This window comes from Streptococcus infantis, from assembly GCF_047460685.1.
Taxonomy (GTDB): domain Bacteria; phylum Bacillota; class Bacilli; order Lactobacillales; family Streptococcaceae; genus Streptococcus; species Streptococcus infantis_AD.
This window is the reverse complement of record NZ_JASHFS010000004.1, coordinates 80,553-99,422: the sequence shown is the minus strand read 5'-3', so window position 1 is coordinate 99,422 and position 18,870 is coordinate 80,553. Positions and strand designations below refer to the sequence as shown.

19 protein-coding genes are annotated in these 18,870 nt (G+C 40.5%); 5 read left to right on the top strand and 14 right to left on the bottom strand.

Annotation, left to right across the window (positions count from 1 at the left end):
- Positions 1–22 precede the first annotated feature (22 nt).
- The 9 genes from QM917_RS02770 to mnmA all read right to left on the bottom strand — a co-directional run bounded on the left by QM917_RS02770 (position 23) and on the right by mnmA (position 8,951).
- Positions 23–163, bottom strand: coding sequence for a hypothetical protein (locus QM917_RS02770; protein ID WP_000521611.1), 141 nt, complete (start codon positions 161–163; stop codon positions 23–25).
- An 11-nt stretch (positions 164–174) separates the two neighbouring features.
- Positions 175–2,382 (bottom strand): anaerobic ribonucleoside-triphosphate reductase, encoded by a 2,208-nt coding sequence (gene nrdD, locus QM917_RS02765; RefSeq protein ID WP_414284742.1) that lies wholly within the window; start codon positions 2,380–2,382, stop codon positions 175–177.
- A 118-nt stretch (positions 2,383–2,500) separates the two neighbouring features.
- The gene (locus tag QM917_RS02760) at positions 2,501–4,054 is read right to left on the bottom strand and encodes a damage-inducible protein CinA (protein ID WP_414284740.1); all 1,554 of its coding nucleotides are present in this window, start codon (positions 4,052–4,054) and stop codon (positions 2,501–2,503) included.
- A gap of 44 nt (positions 4,055–4,098) precedes the next feature.
- Entirely contained in the window at positions 4,099–4,233 is a 135-nt protein-coding gene (locus tag QM917_RS02755; RefSeq protein WP_265586415.1) for a hypothetical protein, read from the bottom strand.
- 186 nt (positions 4,234–4,419) lie between these two features.
- Positions 4,420–6,345, bottom strand: a complete 1,926-nt coding sequence (mnmG, locus tag QM917_RS02750; RefSeq protein WP_414284738.1) for a tRNA uridine-5-carboxymethylaminomethyl(34) synthesis enzyme MnmG — start codon at positions 6,343–6,345, stop codon at positions 4,420–4,422.
- Positions 6,335–6,763 carry an NUDIX hydrolase gene (locus QM917_RS02745; protein ID WP_414284736.1) on the bottom strand — a complete coding sequence of 143 codons (429 nt, stop codon included), beginning with the start codon at positions 6,761–6,763 and terminating at the stop codon, positions 6,335–6,337. The genes mnmG and QM917_RS02745 overlap by 11 nt, the downstream gene beginning before the upstream one ends.
- 11 nt (positions 6,764–6,774) lie before the next feature.
- A complete protein-coding gene (locus tag QM917_RS02740) occupies positions 6,775–7,230 on the bottom strand; it encodes an NUDIX hydrolase (RefSeq protein WP_414284734.1) in 456 nt (151 codons plus the stop codon).
- A gap of 148 nt (positions 7,231–7,378) precedes the next feature.
- Positions 7,379–7,765, bottom strand: a complete 387-nt coding sequence (locus QM917_RS02735) for an SseB family protein (RefSeq protein ID WP_414284732.1) — start codon at positions 7,763–7,765, stop codon at positions 7,379–7,381.
- A gap of 64 nt (positions 7,766–7,829) precedes the next feature.
- Entirely contained in the window at positions 7,830–8,951 is a 1,122-nt protein-coding gene (gene mnmA / locus QM917_RS02730) for a tRNA 2-thiouridine(34) synthase MnmA (RefSeq protein WP_049504854.1), read from the bottom strand.
- A 306-nt stretch (positions 8,952–9,257) separates the two neighbouring features.
- Between mnmA and QM917_RS02725 the strand changes: the two genes are divergently transcribed.
- Complete coding sequence (locus tag QM917_RS02725) at positions 9,258–10,061, top strand: hypothetical protein (protein WP_414284730.1); 804 nt, start codon at positions 9,258–9,260, stop codon at positions 10,059–10,061.
- Positions 10,062–10,239: 178 nt separating this feature from the next.
- Here QM917_RS02725 and QM917_RS02720 read toward each other — a convergent pair whose 3' ends face one another.
- Complete coding sequence (locus tag QM917_RS02720) at positions 10,240–10,455, bottom strand: hypothetical protein (RefSeq protein WP_084954284.1); 216 nt, start codon at positions 10,453–10,455, stop codon at positions 10,240–10,242.
- 846 nt (positions 10,456–11,301) lie between these two features.
- On the opposite strand from QM917_RS02720, the gene QM917_RS02715 reads away from it, so the two are divergent.
- Positions 11,302–12,165 carry a helix-turn-helix domain-containing protein gene (locus QM917_RS02715; protein ID WP_414284728.1) on the top strand — a complete coding sequence of 288 codons (864 nt, stop codon included), beginning with the start codon at positions 11,302–11,304 and terminating at the stop codon, positions 12,163–12,165.
- Between the two features lie 51 nt (positions 12,166–12,216).
- On the opposite strand, the gene QM917_RS02710 is transcribed toward QM917_RS02715, so the two are convergent.
- Complete coding sequence (locus tag QM917_RS02710; RefSeq protein WP_414284726.1) at positions 12,217–12,843, bottom strand: LysM peptidoglycan-binding domain-containing protein; 627 nt, start codon at positions 12,841–12,843, stop codon at positions 12,217–12,219.
- A gap of 241 nt (positions 12,844–13,084) precedes the next feature.
- Here QM917_RS02710 and sdaAB point away from each other — a divergent pair, with 241 nt between their 5' ends.
- The 3 genes from sdaAB to QM917_RS02695 are packed head-to-tail and all read left to right on the top strand — an operon-like array spanning position 13,085 to position 15,302.
- Positions 13,085–13,756, top strand: a complete 672-nt coding sequence (sdaAB, locus tag QM917_RS02705) for an L-serine ammonia-lyase, iron-sulfur-dependent subunit beta (protein WP_001191178.1) — start codon at positions 13,085–13,087, stop codon at positions 13,754–13,756.
- Between the two features lie 8 nt (positions 13,757–13,764).
- The gene (gene sdaAA / locus QM917_RS02700) at positions 13,765–14,637 is read left to right on the top strand and encodes an L-serine ammonia-lyase, iron-sulfur-dependent, subunit alpha (RefSeq protein WP_045762454.1); all 873 of its coding nucleotides are present in this window, start codon (positions 13,765–13,767) and stop codon (positions 14,635–14,637) included.
- A 23-nt stretch (positions 14,638–14,660) separates the two neighbouring features.
- A complete protein-coding gene (locus QM917_RS02695) occupies positions 14,661–15,302 on the top strand; it encodes an HAD hydrolase-like protein (protein ID WP_153224677.1) in 642 nt (213 codons plus the stop codon).
- Between the two features lie 92 nt (positions 15,303–15,394).
- Here QM917_RS02695 and QM917_RS02690 read toward each other — a convergent pair whose 3' ends face one another.
- The 3 genes from QM917_RS02690 to QM917_RS02680 form a co-directional block, all read right to left on the bottom strand.
- Positions 15,395–15,811: a DUF805 domain-containing protein gene (locus QM917_RS02690; RefSeq protein ID WP_414284723.1), complete on the bottom strand. Its 417-nt coding sequence runs from the start codon at positions 15,809–15,811 to the stop codon at positions 15,395–15,397.
- Between the two features lie 159 nt (positions 15,812–15,970).
- The gene (locus QM917_RS02685) at positions 15,971–17,824 is read right to left on the bottom strand and encodes a polysaccharide biosynthesis protein (protein ID WP_414284721.1); all 1,854 of its coding nucleotides are present in this window, start codon (positions 17,822–17,824) and stop codon (positions 15,971–15,973) included.
- 68 nt (positions 17,825–17,892) lie between these two features.
- The gene (locus QM917_RS02680) at positions 17,893–18,693 is read right to left on the bottom strand and encodes a glycosyltransferase (RefSeq protein ID WP_414284719.1); all 801 of its coding nucleotides are present in this window, start codon (positions 18,691–18,693) and stop codon (positions 17,893–17,895) included.
- Positions 18,694–18,870 lie beyond the last annotated feature (177 nt).

Genomic DNA, 18,870 nt, shown 5'->3' with positions numbered 1-18,870 from the left:
AGAGAAAAGCGAGAGCGGACTCTCACTTTTTCTTATTCTTATTTAAAAATTGCTCTCTTAGGCTAGCCACTCGGTCTTTTTTATTGACTCCACCTTTTGAATGTTTCTCGTGGAACCGTTGAACCAAGGCCTTCCCCTTATCGTCTAATTGATATTTTCCCATTCTATTTCTTTCTAATTTGTTACTTCATGTCCTGCTGTTTTAATAGTAGAACCGTTCATGTGTTTCACACGCGCAGCAATTTCCTTGTGGCGTCCATTCACCATCGGACGCGCTTGTGGGTTCCCAAGATAGCCACAGGTTCGTTTAACCACGTCTACTGTTTTAGGATCACTATTGCCACAGTTAGGACACGCAAATCCTCTCTCAGTTGGATCAAAGTCTCCTTCGAAATCACACTTGTAGCAACGATCAATCGGAGTATTTGTTCCTAGATAACCTACACGGTCATAAGCATAATCCCAAACAGCTTCCAAGGCCTTTGGATTTTGTTGAAGAACAGGATACTCACAGTAGTGGATAAATCCACCTGATGCTCCCGCTTCTGGATAAACCTTCTCGAAATCCAATTTTTCAAAAGGAGTTGGATTTTTACGGACATCATAATGGAAGGAATTTGTGTAGTACTCTTTATCCGTTATATCTGGAATAGAACCGAATTTCTCTGTATCCAGGCGACAGAAGCGGTCTGTTAAACTTTCAGATGGTGTCGAATAAATAGAGAAGTGATAGCCATATTGGTCTGACCACTCTTCTACTCGATGTTTCATGTCTCGAATGATATCAAGAGTGAATTCTTTAGCTTCTGGATTGTTTTCCCAATTGTTGCCAAAGAATACTGTCGCTACTTCATAAAGTCCAATGTAGCCAAGCGAAACAGTAGCACGTCGGTTCTTAAAGAACTCGTCAACACTTTCTTCTTTACCAAGACGACGTCCGAAGGCACCATATTGATAAAGAATTGGTGCATTAGCTGGAGTGGCTTCCTTGGTTCTTTCCACACGATAAACTAGAGCATCCTCAGCAATATTCATGCGCTCATTGAAAATTTCCCAGAACTTATTCATGTCGCCTTCTGATTCGAGGGCAATACGAGGAAGATTGACCGTCACGACACCTAGATTCATACGGCCAGAGTTAACTTCAACTCCATTTTCATCCTTCCATCCTTGAAGGAATGAACGACATCCCATCGGAACCTTGAAAGAACCTGTCAACTCAATAATCTTATCATAAGATAAAACATCTGGATACATCCGCTTAGTTGCACACTCAAGGGCCAACTGCTTGATATCGTAGTTAGGCGAACCTTCCTCTAAGTTAAGACCTCTTTTAAGAGTAAAGATGAGTTTAGGGAAGATGGCTGTACGGTGTTCTGAACCAAGCCCCTTGATACGAATGTTCAGGATTGCCTTTTGAATTTCTCGTTCAAAACGACTGGTTCCTAGACCGAAACCAAGTGAAGTAAAAGGTGTTTGTCCATTTGATGTAAAGAGGGTATTAATCTCGTACTCTAGAGATTGCATGGCATCATAGATGTCTTTTTGGGTTTTCTTCCATGCGTACTCCTCACGCTTATCAGGTAGCACCCATTCCTCTGCATCTTTAAGGTGTTTTTGGTAATTTTTCTCTGCATAAGGAGCCAAAACTTCATCAATACGGTCTGCTGAACATCCTCCATACTGACTAGATGCAACGTTGGCGATGATTTGCGATATCTGAGCAGTCGCAGTCTGAATAGACTTAGGACTCTCTACCTCAGCATTCCCAATCTTAAAACCATTTTCCAACATGCCCTTGAAATCAATCAGACAGCAGTTGGTCATCGGAGTGTAAGGGCTATAGTCCAAATCGTGATAGTGGATATCCCCTTTTTGGTGGGCATTAGCCACATGCTTAGGAAGCATTTGAAGACCGATTGATTTCCCAACAATCCCTGCCGTCAAATCACGCTGGGTGTTAAAAACATCACTATCTTTATTAGCATTCTCATTGACAACTGCCTGGTCTTTGTTGAGAAGTTTATGGATACTGAAGTTGATATCTGTTGCTTTTGAGCGCTCAAAATCCCTTTGAGTTCGGTAAGTGATATATTCCTCTGCCAAGGCATATTCTTTAGCTTCCAATAACTCATGTTCTACGATATTTTGGATTTCATAGATTTTTACACCTTGAGGAAAACGACTATGAATCTCTTCTACAATACGTTCAACTAGAGTATTAAGACGCTTTTCGACCAAAGGGGTTACATCCATGACTTTTTCCGCAGCCTTGTGCAAGGCTTTGTCAATCTTATCTACATCAAAAATGACGCGTCTACCGTCACGCTTTTCGACGAATAAGGTTGGATCAGGGTTTGTTTTCTCTTCTAATACAATCATATCCAGGCTCTTTTCTTAAATTTTCTTTCTTAAAGTATTATATCACTATAAAAATAAAAATCAATATCTAGTGTCAAAATTCATATTTTCATAAAATTTACACTAGATATTGATTGTTTTATTTTAATTTGTACAGTTTAAAGTCTTTGAATTCACTTTGAACTGGTTGATAACTTTCTGCCAGAAGCTGTTCTACTTCCGTCCAGAGAGCTGTTTTGGTATTGACCACAATCACTTTAGGCTGATTATCACGTAAATCATTGACAAGTTTGCTACGATTTGCATCAAGGCCAGTATATAATTTTGGTGATAGCAACTGACTAGCTGCTAGACGTTCACTAGTCTTATAACCATTAGTAAGATCATCCCATATATAAATACGATCTGTTGCCTGTGTTTGTCCTTTAACCGTAGTTTCTATACGAGTTCGTTCTTGATATTGTTCTGAGTGAAGAACATAACGGGCTACCAGAGGAGCCAAAAATAGGTAGGCCAAAGCTAACACTGGCAAATAGACATTACCCTGAAGAAATATTGCCCATATTGAGGGTACTTCTCGATGTCTTCTACGGCGATTGGCTCCTTCTAATTCCCCAGTTCGAATGTGAGTCAATAGAAGAATGGACAAGAAAGGAAGAAAAGTAGCTAGACGACTACCGTGAATCGGTTCTGTAGAGAAAATTTCCAATCCTAGTAACGATAAGATAGCTACTGAAGCAAAAATAGATAAGACGTATTGCTTGCTTGGTTTAGACTGGAAAAGCCCTGTAAATACGAATCTTAATCCTCCAAGACCAATTGTTAACAATCCATAAAAAAGGAGGTTGTCTAGCAAGAACGGATTGGACATAAACTTCAAACTATCTACTGGATAGAGAATTTGACTAATAGCATTCCCGAAACTCCCATTATAAGCCGTATAGTAACCAATTGGATAAAAGAAAAGTGAGAACCCAAGACCAGCTGCAAAGAATTGATAGAGTCCATGAATCAAGCGACCACGCCCAATATTGAAGGCTAACAAAGCAAAGAACAAGACCAGAGCATATAGAGCTGTGACTAGAGGGGCAAAGAAAAATGCTAGAGCCAGGTTAATCCCAATACGCACGAAACCTTTGTCATGATTATACTCTACCAAATACCTTGTTACTAAACTAAGAGCGTAAAACAGGAATGGAAGGGCCAAAATGGTGGCATAACCACCGCCAAAGCTAAGTCCTCCAGCAAGAAGATAAAAGATGGTCAACACTTGTTGCGACTGCTTGTTCTCCTCCGTCAAGGTATAAGTTGAACGGAAAAGAAAAATCCCAGCACTCACTAGAGCAAGCCAAGTAAAGGCTGCAAACAAAATACTACCCTTGCTTAGATACTGTAAAAAGTAATAGAGAAGACCACTCGTTCCAAAATAGTCTGTGTAGATATCTCCACCCTGGTGCATCGCCCATCCCATATAAAAATCTTGTGCCTGCTCTGGGCTAGTTAGTCCTAGCAAAAAAGGAAGAACTACAGATACAAGTACAACTAGAGTGCTCCAGATTAGGATCTTAAATAATGGTAAGGGAGCAAATGAACTTGGTTCATCCTCGAAGCGCTCCTCTCTCCCAACTAAATCATCCTGAATTCCCGTCCAAGATGGAGTTGGTTCCTCTTCTAATCTGCCATATACGTTCATTCATTCTCTCCTATGTTTTAATTTGTTCTAGTATATCAAAAAGTCTAAAGCTTGTCAGCCTGTGGTGGCCATTTGTCTAACTTTTGACAGAGACTAGTGAAGCGCTCAATCTCATAAAAACGATGATAGGAAGCATTTTTATAGTGGTCTAAAAAATTTTTTTCTTCTACCGTCAGCATAATCATTCCTCCTTTTCTCTTTATTCGAAAATAGAGGACGATTCTATCAAAAAAGCTGAATTCCCTAAAAGAGAATTCAGCACTTTGTCTTTATACTCTTCGAAAATCAAATTCAAACCACGTCAGCGTCGCCTTACCGTACTCAAGTACAGCTTGCGGCTAGCTTCCTAGTTTGCTCTTTGATTTTCATTGAGTATTAGTCAGCTTTTTTTCTAAATTTTTTGAAATGCTTCGATTTTTACCTTCGAGATACACCATGAGAATGGAGATATCTGCTGGGTTAACCCCAGAAATACGGCTGGCTTGACCGATGGTTTCTGGATTAATGAGCTTGAACTTCTGACGTGCTTCTGTCGCAATGGAATCAATGTCATCCCAGTTAATATTCGCCGGAATTCGTTTTTCTTCCATGCGTTTCATCTTGGCAACCTGATCCATGGCTTTTGAGATATAGCCTTCGTACTTGATTTCGGTTTCAATCAATTCGATAATCTTGTCATCTAACTCTTCAGCAGCAGGTCCGATGAAGGCAACCACATCTTGGTAAGAGACTTCTGGACGACGGAGGAACTCCTTGGCAGTGACTGCATCAGTCAATGGTTTGAATCCCATCGCTTCGACCTTGGCGTTAGTTTCCTTGACCGGCTTGAGTTTGATGCTGTCTAGGCGCTTCATCTCATTGTCAAATTGATTTTTCTTGATCTCAAAGCGTGCCCAACGTTCATCATCCACAAGACCAATCTCGCGTCCCATCTCAGTCAAGCGCATATCGGCATTATCATGACGGAGAATGAGGCGGTATTCCGCACGACTGGTCAAGAGACGGTAAGGTTCAATGGTTCCCTTGGTTACCAAGTCGTCAATCATCACCCCGATATAACCATCGCTTCGTTTCAAAATCAATTCAGGCTTGCCTTGGATTTTCAGAGCCGCATTGATACCAGCGATAATCCCTTGGCCAGCTGCTTCTTCGTAACCTGACGTTCCATTTGTCTGACCAGCTGTGAAGAGGCCTGAGATTTTTTTGGTTTCAAGCGTTGCACGCAATTGATGAGGCAAGACCATGTCATACTCAATGGCATAACCAGTTCGCATCATCTCAGCATTTTCCAAACCTTTGATAGAATGAACCAAGTCACGTTGGACATCCTCAGGCAGACTGGTTGAAAGACCTTGGACATAGACTTCCTCTGTATTGCGCCCTTCTGGCTCTAGGAAGAGTTGGTGGCGTTCCTTGTCCGCAAAGCGAACAATCTTGTCCTCAATTGACGGACAGTAACGAGGACCCACTCCCTTGACCACACCTGTAAACATAGGCGCACGGTGGAGGTTGTTTTGGATAATTTCATGACTGGTACCATTGGTATAGGTCAACCAGCATGGCACTTGGTCCTTGACATAGTCCTCATCTCGTGAAGTGTAGGAGAAGTGATTAGGCGCCTCGTCTCCTGGCTGAATCTCTGTTACATCGTAGTTGATAGAGGAAGCCTTGACACGTGGAGGCGTCCCCGTCTTGAAACGACCGATTTCAAGACCAAGTTCCTTAAGATTGTCAGCAAGGTTAATCGAAGCTAGGCTGTGGTTTGGCCCTGATGAGTACTTGAGGTCTCCGATGATGATTTCCCCACGTAGTGCAGTCCCTGTAGTCACAATAACAGCCTTGGCAGCATACTCTTGATGGGTAGCTGTACGCACACCGACAACTTTGCCATCTTCCACCAAAATCTCATCAATCATGGTTTGACGAAGGGTCAAATTTTCTTGATTTTCAACTGTCTTGCGCATTTCCTTAGAGTAAAGCTCCTTGTCAGCCTGCGCACGAAGGGCACGAACGGCTGGACCCTTCCCCGTGTTGAGCATCTTCATCTGGATGTAAGTCTTGTCAATGGTTTTGGCCATTTCACCACCGAGGGCATCAACTTCACGCACAACGATCCCCTTGGCAGAACCACCGATAGAAGGGTTACAAGGCATGAAAGCCAGCATTTCAATGTTGATAGTCGCAAGCAAGACCTTACAGCCCATACGGCTAGCAGCCAAGGAAGCCTCAACCCCAGCGTGTCCCGCACCGATTACAATAATATCGTATTCTTCAGTAAAATTATATGTCATTTCTTAACCTTTCAAAAATTTCTCGTAAATAAGGAACTAACTTCTCCTCCTCTAGAGCTTGAGCCATAGTAACCCATTTAAAGCGCGTATGCTCTTCAGGATCTAATCTGATAATTGGCTTCTCCCCAACCCACTCTGCTTTATAAACTAAGCGAGTAAAGACCGTATCCTTAGAGGTATCCAGTTGACTATCTTCGTGAAGAAGTTTGAGCGAACTGCTATCTAGCCTAACTCCCGCTTCTTCAATACATTCTCTAAGAGCTCCATCTCGCGGAAGTTCACCCTTTTCAACCCCGCCACCAGGAATATCCCAATAAGTTGGATAAACATTGGGTTGTCCTCTTTTAATTTCCGAACGCTGAATGAGCAAATAATCATCACCACTATGAACAAGTACATGGGCAATAAGCTTAACCATCCTTTTCTCTCCTATTCCTCAAGATGAATGTGTCTTAGTTGGCCGTCCCAATCTGGTAGGGCTGTTTTTAAAAAGGCTGGAACTAGTTGGAAATCCTGGAGCTGATCCAAGTCAATCCACTCACAGGGCTGCGTTTTCTCATCTTCCTGCATGGTCAATGGGGTATCTTCAAGCAAATTCACTAGATAATGAAACTCGATGTTGTGATAGGAAACACCGTCCTGTTCAAAACGATTTTCAACTACAAAAGCTAGTTGCAAAGCCTCAGCTTTGACACCCAGTTCTTCCCTCACTTCACGGACTACCGCGTCTTCCGTGCTTTCATTAACTTGAATCGCACCACCAATTGTGTAATATTTGCCCTTGTCTTTGGTGACTAGAAGCTTGCGGTTTTGAAGAATCAAGGCTGTCGCCCGAACACCAAAAACCGTATTTCCTATTTTCGTCCGAAAGTCTTGTTGAGTCATTTTTGTCCTTTCCTCTAAACGACACAAAAACAGTCAAAACTCCAAAGAAGTGCAGGACAAAAAGCCTGCAACATCCATGAGCTTTGACCATCATTTCTATTGCTGTTATTATTGTAGCAGATTGAGAAAATTTGTCAATCTATATGTACTATGATTGGCGAATTACTTCAAAAGCTCCTTTGTCAATCTCAACTGGGTCAGAGAAGGCATCTAGAACAATCCCTCTCACAGGAAAACTCCCCATCCCTTCCGCAGCAAACAAACAGTCCACAAGAGGTAACTGCAACCAAGAAAATCGGTCATAATAGTCCTTGGGGATGTCCTGAATTTCTAAGAAGCAAGGATAAAAGTAGTCATCTCCCTTTTGCAGAATATCCGGCTTTAGACGAGCACCTTCTTGTCCGTCACTCCCATCCATCAGAGAAGGATTGAAGGGAACCCAGACTTTAGCTTGCTTCAATTCCTTAAACAAGGCCTCTATCGATTCTGTCGTTTTCTCCCTCAAATACGCTTTCTTATAGTCTGAGAGAGTCATTGACTTTTTTTTTAGCCGTTTTTTTCTTAAAAAACTGAAACATTCTCATTCCTCTTAGAAGCTCTTAAATGTACTGACAAACCTTGCCATCACGGTAGGCATTGTCAATCAAACCGCCACCGAGACATTCTTCACCGTCGTAGAAGACAACTGCCTGTCCTGGTGTAATGGCGCGTTGCGGTTCCGCGAAAATGACCTCTGCCTTGTCTCCTTTGACATGAACAGTCACTTTAGAGTCAGGCTGACGGTAGCGGAATTTAGCCGTACATTCTAATGTAAATTCCTCTGGCATATCACGAGTAAAGTGGACCTGACTAGCTTCTAAGCTAGTCGACATGAGCGAATCATGGTAGAAGCCTTGGCCTACATAGAGAATGTTCTGGCTCAAATCTTTGCCGACAACAAACCAAGGAGCATTATCACCGCCGTGTTGTCCACCGATCCCGAGTCCGCCACGCTGACCGATCGTATAGTACATCAGACCAGCATGCTCACCCATATCGCGACCATCCACAGTCATCATTCGACCAGGCTGGGCTGGTAGGTAGTTGCTGAGAAATTCTTTAAAGTTCTTTTCTCCGATAAAGCAAATTCCTGTTGAATCTTTCTTCTTAGCAGTCGCAAGGCCTGCTTCTTCTGCTAGTCTGCGAACTTCAGGTTTTTCCAAATGTCCCAAAGGGAACATAGTCTTTTGGAGTTGTTCTTGTGAAAGTTGGCTGAGGAAATAGGTCTGATCCTTGCCATTGTCCACGCCACGAAGCATGTGAACGATGCCATCCTCATCACGCGCCACACGGGCATAGTGCCCAGTCGCTACATAATCGGCTCCCAAGGTCATGGCATAGTCCAAAAAGGCCTTGAACTTGATCTCCTTGTTACACATAACATCTGGATTTGGCGTGCGCCCTGCACGGTATTCCGCTAGAAAATACTCAAAAACGCGGTCCCAGTACTCTTTTTCAAAATTGACAGAGTAGTAAGGAATGCCAAGTTGGTCTGCTACCGCAGCCACATCCTTGTAATCTTCGGTCGCCGTACAGACGCCGTTTTCATCTGTGTCGTCCCAGTTCTTCATGAAGATACCGATCACGTCGTAGCCCTGCTCCTTGAGCAAGAGAGCCGTCACCGACGAATCAACACCACCACTCATCCCCACGACAACACGTGTTTTAGAGTTATCACTCATGGTAGTTCTCCCATCTATTCGTTTATTCACGATTGAAGGTCGTGTTTGCTATCACGATTGAAGGTCGTTTGAGCAGTTTTCATTATAACATGCTTAGATAGAGAAGACAAGGAAGAGGCTGATAATCTATCAACCTCTTCTGTCAATACATGAAAATCAGGATACAAAAGAAATCAATTCATTCCTAAATCTCTATTCTCTTTAAAAACTTATTTTTAAAATCAACTAAAAATGATATACTTTAATAAGGAGGAATGCGCACATGATTCCATATATACACCATCATCCCATGTGCGTAGGACTAATGTGAACAACTACAAAGATATTCTAAAATCAAAAAATACTATTTTTATTATTACACTTATTGCAGGTATTGGACTTTTGACAGGCTTAGTCCTCCATCAAGAAAAAAGCCAAGCAGAGAGAGGGAACGTTGCTCTCATCAAACAACAAAAAAATCAACAAGATGTCGAACAAGTAAAAAACGCCATTAAAGACTTCAATATTGATTCTGAAACCATTATAGAAGATTGGAAAAAAATTCAAGAATTAAAACCAACTACTGATGAAGGCAAAAAGACATTAGCAGACTTTCTCGCTTCTACTACCGATAAAGTCACAAATCATTATAGTGAAAAAGCTTTGAAATTAGATATAAAGGATTCTGATAGCCAGTTTCAAGATAAACAAACACTTGAGACAGCCATCACTTCCTTGCAAAAAATAATAGACATCATTAAAAACATTAATTCTGCCAGCGACCAAGCTGCTCTTGAAGAAAAGATAAAACCAATTCAAGAACTAATCTCTAAATTCCAAAAACAAGTTGAAGTCTTGACCAAAAAAGAAGAAGAAAAAACTACCCAAACAGAAACGACTACTAGAGATGCCGGACTAGAAGCCAGCCGTTCAGAAGATAGTAGCTATATTCAAAGCTATCCAGAAATAAATGGAAGAATATCTAATTCCCAGACACCTGCAACGGACCAATACTCCACTGATAGTGCTAGCAGTGGAGGAGATAATGGCGCTAATACAGGAGGTCAAACTGCTGATTCTTCAGGTTCTCAATCAGAGTCTAATAGCGATACAACCAATTCGTCTAACTAATAATCTAGATGGCGAAATCCCATAAACTTGTAAGCCCTCAACACCAATGTTTATAATGATCTCTCATCAAATGTAAACACACAAAAAGAGCCTTAAACTGCTCTTTTTTAGGGCTCTATAATATTTGTAGTGGATAAATTACCTATAGATATTATGGAACCAATTATTGATAAAAACTTTAGTCATCATCGTCTCTATAAAAATATTTTCTGTACACTCTTGATAATACCAAAATTAATGCCAATATCATACCAAGAGCTATAATAATAGAATTTATTAGATTTATTTTAGTATATCCAATCACTAGTCCAATAATTGGACTAGTAGACATGCTTAGATATAATAAAAATGACAAAAAATGAATTTCACCAATTCCTGCAAAAAAATGTTTCATTTTAAATATTCCAATTTTACCTTTCATCTTTATAATCCACAAGCAAATCTATTGACTTCTCTTTTTTTGAAAAATCTTAACAATAAATTTACTCCACTTAATGCCACTAAGATTTCAAGCGTCAGAATTTCTCCAAGAAAAAATGCAAACTGACAAAATTCCTGCTAAAACACTATACTCCCAGCAAATAGAGAGTCAGCAAAAATAAAACAACCGAAATTGGCAGGAAAGCAGCTCGATTTGTTTTACAAAAAATGGAATAACAAAGACTACCTATAGAAAATGACAGAATAACTTCAATAGTTATCCTTAGAGCAGGGTAATATATATTTTTAATAAAAAGAATTAAAAGGATAAACAATACCAATGAACAAAGAACGGATTTGATATAAAATTTTAAATGAGTCATAATTTATTTTTTAGATTCTACCTACTATAGATAAAATCACCTTTCTTATTTTCTTCTCATGATATCCACTTTACTTTCTTGACTAGAATTTCTATGAATATAAATATGGTAAATGAAAAATCGGACTTCTAACTAAAAGAAATTGATGAAACATGTAAAGATTTGAGATCCTAATGAATCTACTCAATGCAGATTTTATTTTGACAGTAGTTCTATAACAACTCTAAATAACACTGGGGTTGCTAGAATCAACATAACCCCTACCACAAAGACAATGATTACCCGAAATATATCTCTATTTTTACGCATTGAAACAACCTCCAATCTTTATTTTCTAGCTACATGATACCCCATATTTACTTTCTATATTCTTATGATACAATATGTTTAATAGAATTCAATTTATTGTTAACTTTTTTCACGAAGAGGAGAACATCATGCGCTATGATTTCGGGAAAGTATATAAAGACATACGCGAGTCAAAAGGATTGACCCAAGAAGAGGTCTGTGGAAATGTCCTTTCAAGAACCAGTCTTTCCAAGTTTGAAAGTGGCAAGGCAACTCCAAAATATGAAAACATGGAGTTTCTTCTCCGTCAAATCAATATGAGTTTTGAAGAGTTTGAATACATCTGCCATCTCTATCAGCCGAGTCAACGGACAGAAATCATGCAAACCTATCTCAATACAAGTTCCATCTTTGGTACCAGTAGTCTAGTCAATTTATTTGAAACATGCCAAGACTATCTCAAGATCCATCACGATCTCCCTATAGAGGAAATCAGAGATATGCTGGAAGTTGTCATTTATATCCGTCAACATGGAACAGGACAACTTTCAATCCAAGTGGAACAAACGGTCAAAAAGCTTTGGGAAAAAATTGAAAAACAAGATACATGGTATGAAAGCGACCTAAAAATCCTCAACACCATACTTTTTAGCTTTCCCATCGAACACCTCCACCTCATCACTGAAAAGATCTTGCAGCGCTTGGAAGAATATAAAAACTATCGACATTTATATGAATTACGAATGACAATCCTACTCAATCTGTCCACCATTTACTTGTACAATCAAGATAAAAATACCTGTCAACAAATCTGCTACACCTTACTAGAGGATGCCAAGAAAAAGAAAAGATACGATATTTTGGCAATCACTTATGTTCGAATAGGTATTTGCACTAGTAATAATCATCTTATTCAAAAGGGCTTCTCCCTTCTGGAGTTATCTGATGAAACCTCAATGCTATCTCACCTCAAAAAGGAAGTAGAGACCTGTTATCAAGCAAAGGAAATATAAAAAAGTCGAGGAAATCCCTCGACTTTTGCATCTTATTCTGCTAGTTAGTTCTTAGTACCAACCGTTGTTAAGCCAGAAGTTCTTAGCTGCAGTCCATGAACCGTAACGTCCTGCAACGTAAGCGTCTGCTACACGTTCTTGGTTTTCTGCTGAATAGTCACCGTTCAAGTATGAATCTGTCAATTGGTAACGTCCGATGTAACGTCCGTTTGTAGCTGTGTAGCTACCGCCTGATTCTTTTTGAGCGATCCATTCTTTAGCTTCTGCTTCTGATCCACTTACAGTTGAAGTTGATGCTGAAGTTTCTGTTGTAGCAACAGTTTCTTCTGCTACAGTTACACTTGCTGCTGGCGCTTCATAAGTTGTTGTTTCAGTAGCTGCAGATGCTGCTACTGGAGCTTCTGCTGTCGCAGCTGAAGTAGTTGAAGTTGCTGGTGCTTCACCATCAATCACCAATACTTGGTCTACATAGATCAAATGAATATCTTTAATCTTATTTTTTTCTGCCAATTTTTCAACAGTTGTATTGTATTTTTCAGCGATTCCTGATAGAGTGTCACCTGATTTTACTGTATAAGTTGTTGTTTCTTGTGCAAAAGTAAGTGATGGTGCAAGGAAAGCAAGCGCTGCTGCTACTCCTACAAGTCCTGTTTTAATTTTGTTAGTTGTTGATTTCATATTAAAAGATTCTCCTTCTTTCTTATATTTCCATCATACCCTACTATTATTACTGTTTCTTGACGATTTTATGTAGAAATGTTACAAGACTATGTTTTATTTCACTTAAATAGCCTCTTTTTGTTACAAAAGGCTTGATTTTATAGGCTTTATGGGGATTTTAGATATTTTATCATGGAATTGAGCGCTTGCATCTAATCTTTGATATAATAGAGTTAAGAATCTTTTTAAGGGGAAACAGATGCAATCACTTCGTTTTCAATCTGTCTTTGATATCATTGGACCAGTCATGATTGGTCCATCTAGTAGTCACACGGCAGGAGCTGTTCGTATCGGTAAAATCGTCTCTTCTATCTTTGACGATACTCCAACCGAGGTCGAGTTCCAGCTTTTTAATTCTTTTGCAAAAACCTATCGAGGGCACGGAACTGATCTCGCCCTAGTCGCTGGAATCTTAGGAATGGACACAGATGATCCAGAAATTCCAAATAGTTTAGAAATTGCCCACAAGCGTGGCATCAAAATTGTCTGGACTATCCAGAAAGACAGTAACGCCCCTCACCCAAATACTACGAAAATCACTGTTAAGAATGAGCACAAGACCATCAGTGTGACGGGAATTTCAATCGGCGGTGGTAACATCCAGGTGACAGAGCTCAATGGCTTTGCCGTATCCCTCAACATGAACACTCCTACCATCATCATCGTTCATCAGGATGTTCCTGGTATGATTGCTCACGTAACAGAGGCCCTCTCTCGCTTTGACATTAACATCGCCCAGATGAATGTAACTCGCGAAAAAGCTGGTGAGAAAGCCATTATGATTATCGAAGTTGATAGTCGCAACTGTGATGAATCTATCGAAGAGATTCGTAAAATTCCTCATTTGCATAATGTCAATTTCTTTCAATAGGAGAAAATATGTTTTATTCTATCAAAGAATTAGTCGAACAAGCCGAACTTGATTTTCAAGGAAATGTTGCTGAACTCATGATTACGACCGAGTTTGAGCTAACAGGTCGTGAACGAGAAGAAGTTCTCCTTCTCATGGAGCGCAACCTTGAAGTCATGAAAGCTTCAGTTGAGCTTGGTCTTAGTGAAAAAAAATCTCGTAGTGGTTTGACAGGTGGTGACGCTGCCAAGCTTGACCACTACATCAAAAAAGGAAAGACCCTATCAGACTTCACTGTCTTGTCTGCAGCCCGTAATGCTATCGCCGTTAATGAACACAATGCCAAGATGGGACTGGTCTGTGCAACACCTACTGCTGGTAGTGCAGGCTGCCTTCCAGCCGTTCTCACTGCTGCTATTCAAAAGTTGGATTTAACTCATGAACAACAACTAGACTTCTTATTCGCTGCAGGTGCTTTTGGACTCGTGATTGCTAACAACGCTTCTATCTCGGGAGCCGAAGGTGGCTGCCAGGCCGAAGTCGGTTCAGCTTCAGCCATGAGTGCCGCTGCCCTAACTCTAGCTGCAGGCGGAACACCTTATCAAGCGAGCCAGGCTATCGCCTTCGTTATCAAAAACATGCTCGGCCTAATCTGTGACCCCGTTGCAGGTTTGGTTGAAGTTCCTTGTGTCAAGCGGAATGCCATGGGAGCAAGTTTTGCCTTCATCGCAGCCGATATGGCTCTGGCTGGTATCGAATCAAAAATTCCAGTTGATGAGGTCATTGACGCCATGTATCAAGTAGGATCTAGCTTACCAACTGCCTTTCGTGAAACTGCTGAAGGGGGGCTCGCTGCCACACCTACAGGTCGTCGCCTTCAAAAAGAAATCTTCGGCGAATAATTTCATCATTATGAGGAGAATCAATGTCATCTATATCTGCTATCTTTTTTGACTTAGATGGAACGCTAGTTGATAGTTCTATCGGTATCCATAATGGTTTCACCTATACCTTTGACCAACTTGGAGTTTCTAGTCCTGGTGCCAAAACCATTCGAGGTTTTATGGGTCCCCCACTAGAAACCAGCTTTGCTAGTTGTTTACCAGCTGAGCAAATAGAGGAAGCCATCCAGCTCTATCGTTCTTATTATAAGGAAAAGGGTGTGTACGAAGCCCAACTCTTTCCACATATCAAAGATTTACTCGTAGAACTAGCTGAGCATTATCCTCTTTATATCACTACTACGAAGAATACACCAACCGCAGTTGACATGACTAACAATTTTGGGATTGACCACTTCTTTGATGGCATTTATGGTTCAAGCCCTCAAGCCCTACACAAGGCAGATGTCATCCGTCAAGCTTTGACAACTCATAACTTGGAGCCAGAAAAAGTGGTTATTATCGGAGATACCAAGTTTGATATGATTGGTGCCCAAGAAACTGGCATTAAGAAATTAGCGGTAACCTGGGGATTCGGTGATGAGAAAGACCTCATGGGCTATAATCCTGACTGGATCGCTCACCAAACAGAGGATATTTTAAATCATTTACAAAAGAAAGATTAAGCAAAAGACCCCCAAATCTAGCATCTCCTAGACTTGGGAGTCTTTTTGTTTGTACTTGACTAGGAAAAATGCCTTTCACCACACTGGTTACATTACTCAAAGGGGGAAACTTCTTCGGTTTCAACTTCTTTAGATCTGTCGATAGTGACTATTTCTACTTCCTTAGTGGGCATAGCTAACAAGACTAGTAAAGCAATTCCTCCAACCACGGGAATAAAATGTACAAAAATCAGAGCCCAGTGAAAACCAGCGTCACGGAGACGACGAACTGTCAACGCAAGCCAAGGCAAGAAAAGTGCCAGACCAAAAATCATGTAAATAATAGCAAGGCCACCCAAGGCAAGAAAAGCACCCTCGCTTCCTTCGCTAAATATAACATTAAAGTATGCTGAGTAGAGAGGGATAAGAAGTAGTATGTTTGTTAACCAAACCCACCAAAACTCTGAACGTGTTGAACGGCCTGTAAAATCTACATAACCTTTAAAGAAATTCTTATAAGCGTTAATCATAAGTTACTCCCTAATTTTTTTATTTACTATAGTTTATCATATCTGTTCACTAATAACAAGTTTGTTCAAAAAACTCTGAAAGTCTCTCCAAATCTAGAAAAAAGATACTATCCCTTCCCTCCTGTCAAAAAGAATTCTAGGGATAATACCTTACTTTTATTATGAATCAGCGTGAGTTGTTTCATTGGCAAAACCGATAATGGCTTGCTTCAACTCTGAACCTTGCAAGGCACGGAATTCTTCAATCTTTTGATTGATGACTTCAAGTGGCATGACATTAACCTTACCAACAAAAATCTTATCCATGACTTGATTATCAACTAATTCAGTAGATACCAACAACTCCTCATAGAGTTTCTCACCTGGACGAATCCCCACTTCTACAATCGGAATTTCATTTTCAGTACGTCCGCTGAGAAGAACCATTTTCTTGGCCAGATCATAAATCTTAACTGGTTTGCCCATATCAAGGATAAAGACTTCTCCATCTTTGGCATAAGCTCCTGCATGGATCACCAAACGGCTAGCTTCTGGAATGGTCATAAAGTAACGAGTCATACGGAAGTCCGTCACAGTCACTGGACCACCCTCTGCAATCTGACGCTCAAAGACTGGAATCACACTACCACGGCTACCAAGAACATTCCCAAAACGAACCGCACAATAGGTAGATTGACTACGTTGGTTGAATCCTGTAACAATCAACTCTGCCACACGTTTGGTAGCTCCCATAACGTTTGGTGGATTAACGGCCTTATCGGTCGAAATCATAACCATTTTTGGAACCTTAGCAGCATCAACTGCCTTGGCAACATTGTAAGTTCCGAGGATATTATTTTTAAAGGCTTCTTTTGGATTACGTTCCATCATTGGCACGTGCTTATGGGCAGCAGCGTGATAAACAATGGCTGGTTGGTACTGCTCAAATACTTGAAGCAAGCGATCGTAGTCTTGGATGTCTGCAATCACAGGAACATAGTCAATTCCTTGGAAGCTACGAATCAATTCATGATAGATCAGATAAATGGAATTTTCCCCATGACCCAAGAGAACCACGCGTTCTGGATTAAAGCGACTAACCTGACGGCAAATCTCAGACCCGATAGAACCTCCTGCACCTGTCACTAAGATGGTTTTTCCAGTAATTTCTGAGCCTAGGCGTGACTCATCTAGTTGAATTTCTTTACGTCCCAAAAGGTCAGTAATATCGATTTTTTGGAAACCACCTACCTGAGGATGCAATCCTTGTACAACCGACTCAATCTTGGGCATCTTATAACACTTCAAGCCAAGTTGGTTACACATTTTTAGGATACGTTCATATTCTGATGGATCGAGAGAAGGAATCGCAACGATAACTTTTTCAATCTGATGACGTTTTGAGAGTTCTGGTAACTGTTCATAAGATCCTAAGACTGGGATTCCACCTAGTTTTTGACCTTTTTTCTTTTCATCATTGTCCAAAATACCCACTAACTCAAGATCACTCGTAGGATGTTGGTAGCTGTTCATAAAGAGAGCTCCACCGTCTCCCGCACCAATCAAGAAGGTACGACGATGTTCCCCTTCTCCATCACTCTTTTTGCGTCTTGAATAGATCAACTGCCAAGTAATACGTGGGAGCAAGATCAAGAAGGTGCTGAGCAAGATAAAGAGAACGATGAAACGCACTGAGAAAAGTGGCAAGAAGGCATAGCAAAGGAGATAGGACAAGACACTGCTGATACTTACTCCGATGAATATCTTCATAAAGTCTGTGATTTTGCTATAGCGACTAATACTAGCATTGAGCCCCCAGAAGCCAATCATGATTTGATAGAAAAGGAAGGTCAAGCTAGTATAGATGACATAGTCCACAGGTGCTGGATTGATCAATCCATAAAATAAAATATAAGAAACAATGATAGAGGAAATCATGCTGGTAGCATCAAAAATACCCCAAAAGACTTGTTTTTGTTGTTTATTTAGTACTTCAACCAGATCAATTACATAATCTGTCATTTTTTTATTCATGTGAATGGTATCCTCCTACACAAAATCACATTTTCTAGTAATTACTAGAGGTTTTTTTAACTGATTAGCTATTTACTTTTTCTCAATAGTTTTAAAAATATAAACTGTCGGACAAATCCTGGACATAGGGCAACGACAACTTGGATTAACACACTTTTCAGATATTCGACATAAGAAATCTGTCCACGCGCGTGCATTCTTTGACGTGCTTGGCGATAGAGTTTGAGATAGCGAAGGCCACCACGACGTTCAAACATCCCCGCTCCCACGCGCACCTTACAAAGAATCTGATCCACATTCCCAGTTCGAGCTCCAGCGCTAATCATATTAAGCCAGAGAAGATCATCTTCCATATAAAGCCCATCTTCGTAGTTACCCGCCTTGAGAACCATCTCTTTTTTGAACATAACAGTCATGTGATTAAAGGCACTTCTCATACGTTGGTAGGCGATAATCTCTTCGTGCTTAGTCGGCACACGACGGTAAGAAACAATTTCATCAGGTTGATCGATGAATTCTGCGATATGGCCGCCTAGTAGAGCCAAGTTTTCCTTTTCCATCAAGTCAAACTGCTGTTCAAAACGATCTTCAACAGCAATATCATCCGTATCCATACGGGCAATGATGTCATACTGGCACTGCAAAACACCATACTGTAGTGCCAGGCCTAGGCCACGGTTTTGCTCCAGTGGACAACGTTTGATTGGAATACTTGACTGTGCTGCCAATTTTTCCAACACTTGATATAGTTCAGGTGTCAGTGGACCGTCTTCAACGATAACCACTTCACTAGGTTTGAGCGTTTGATGTAAGATACTTTTTACAGCCTCTTCTAAAAAGACAGGATTTTCTTTGATGTAGACTGACATCAAGACGCTAAATTTCCTATTTTCAGACACAGTTTTTCTCCAATGTATATATTTTCTTTCACTATTTTATCACAATTTTTCAGACTTTCCTATTTTTATTTGAATCCCAGAAAAAAACTAGTAAATCTCTCCTTCTTTTTACCCATGATTTCACTGAGCTAAATAGCCGATTCCCTC

Coding starts and splice junctions, on each gene's coding strand:
- QM917_RS02755 (WP_265586415.1), bottom strand. CDS start 4,233: ATGCTGACGGTAGAAGAAAAAAATTTTTTAGACCACTATAAAAATGCT.
- QM917_RS02740 (WP_414284734.1), bottom strand. CDS start 7,230: ATGACTCAACAAGACTTTCGGACGAAAATAGGAAATACGGTTTTTGGT.
- QM917_RS02770 (WP_000521611.1), bottom strand. CDS start 163: ATGGGAAAATATCAATTAGACGATAAGGGGAAGGCCTTGGTTCAACGG.
- QM917_RS02720 (WP_084954284.1), bottom strand. CDS start 10,455: ATGAAACATTTTTTTGCAGGAATTGGTGAAATTCATTTTTTGTCATTT.
- QM917_RS02745 (WP_414284736.1), bottom strand. CDS start 6,763: ATGGTTAAGCTTATTGCCCATGTACTTGTTCATAGTGGTGATGATTAT.
- sdaAB (WP_001191178.1), top strand. CDS start 13,085: ATGCAATCACTTCGTTTTCAATCTGTCTTTGATATCATTGGACCAGTC.
- sdaAA (WP_045762454.1), top strand. CDS start 13,765: ATGTTTTATTCTATCAAAGAATTAGTCGAACAAGCCGAACTTGATTTT.
- QM917_RS02760 (WP_414284740.1), bottom strand. CDS start 4,054: ATGAACGTATATGGCAGATTAGAAGAGGAACCAACTCCATCTTGGACG.
- QM917_RS02685 (WP_414284721.1), bottom strand. CDS start 17,824: ATGAATAAAAAAATGACAGATTATGTAATTGATCTGGTTGAAGTACTA.
- QM917_RS02680 (WP_414284719.1), bottom strand. CDS start 18,693: ATGTCAGTCTACATCAAAGAAAATCCTGTCTTTTTAGAAGAGGCTGTA.
- QM917_RS02715 (WP_414284728.1), top strand. CDS start 11,302: ATGCGCTATGATTTCGGGAAAGTATATAAAGACATACGCGAGTCAAAA.
- mnmA (WP_049504854.1), bottom strand. CDS start 8,951: ATGAGTGATAACTCTAAAACACGTGTTGTCGTGGGGATGAGTGGTGGT.
- QM917_RS02710 (WP_414284726.1), bottom strand. CDS start 12,843: ATGAAATCAACAACTAACAAAATTAAAACAGGACTTGTAGGAGTAGCA.
- QM917_RS02695 (WP_153224677.1), top strand. CDS start 14,661: ATGTCATCTATATCTGCTATCTTTTTTGACTTAGATGGAACGCTAGTT.
- mnmG (WP_414284738.1), bottom strand. CDS start 6,345: ATGACATATAATTTTACTGAAGAATACGATATTATTGTAATCGGTGCG.
- QM917_RS02735 (WP_414284732.1), bottom strand. CDS start 7,765: ATGACTCTCTCAGACTATAAGAAAGCGTATTTGAGGGAGAAAACGACA.
- nrdD (WP_414284742.1), bottom strand. CDS start 2,382: ATGATTGTATTAGAAGAGAAAACAAACCCTGATCCAACCTTATTCGTC.
- QM917_RS02690 (WP_414284723.1), bottom strand. CDS start 15,811: ATGATTAACGCTTATAAGAATTTCTTTAAAGGTTATGTAGATTTTACA.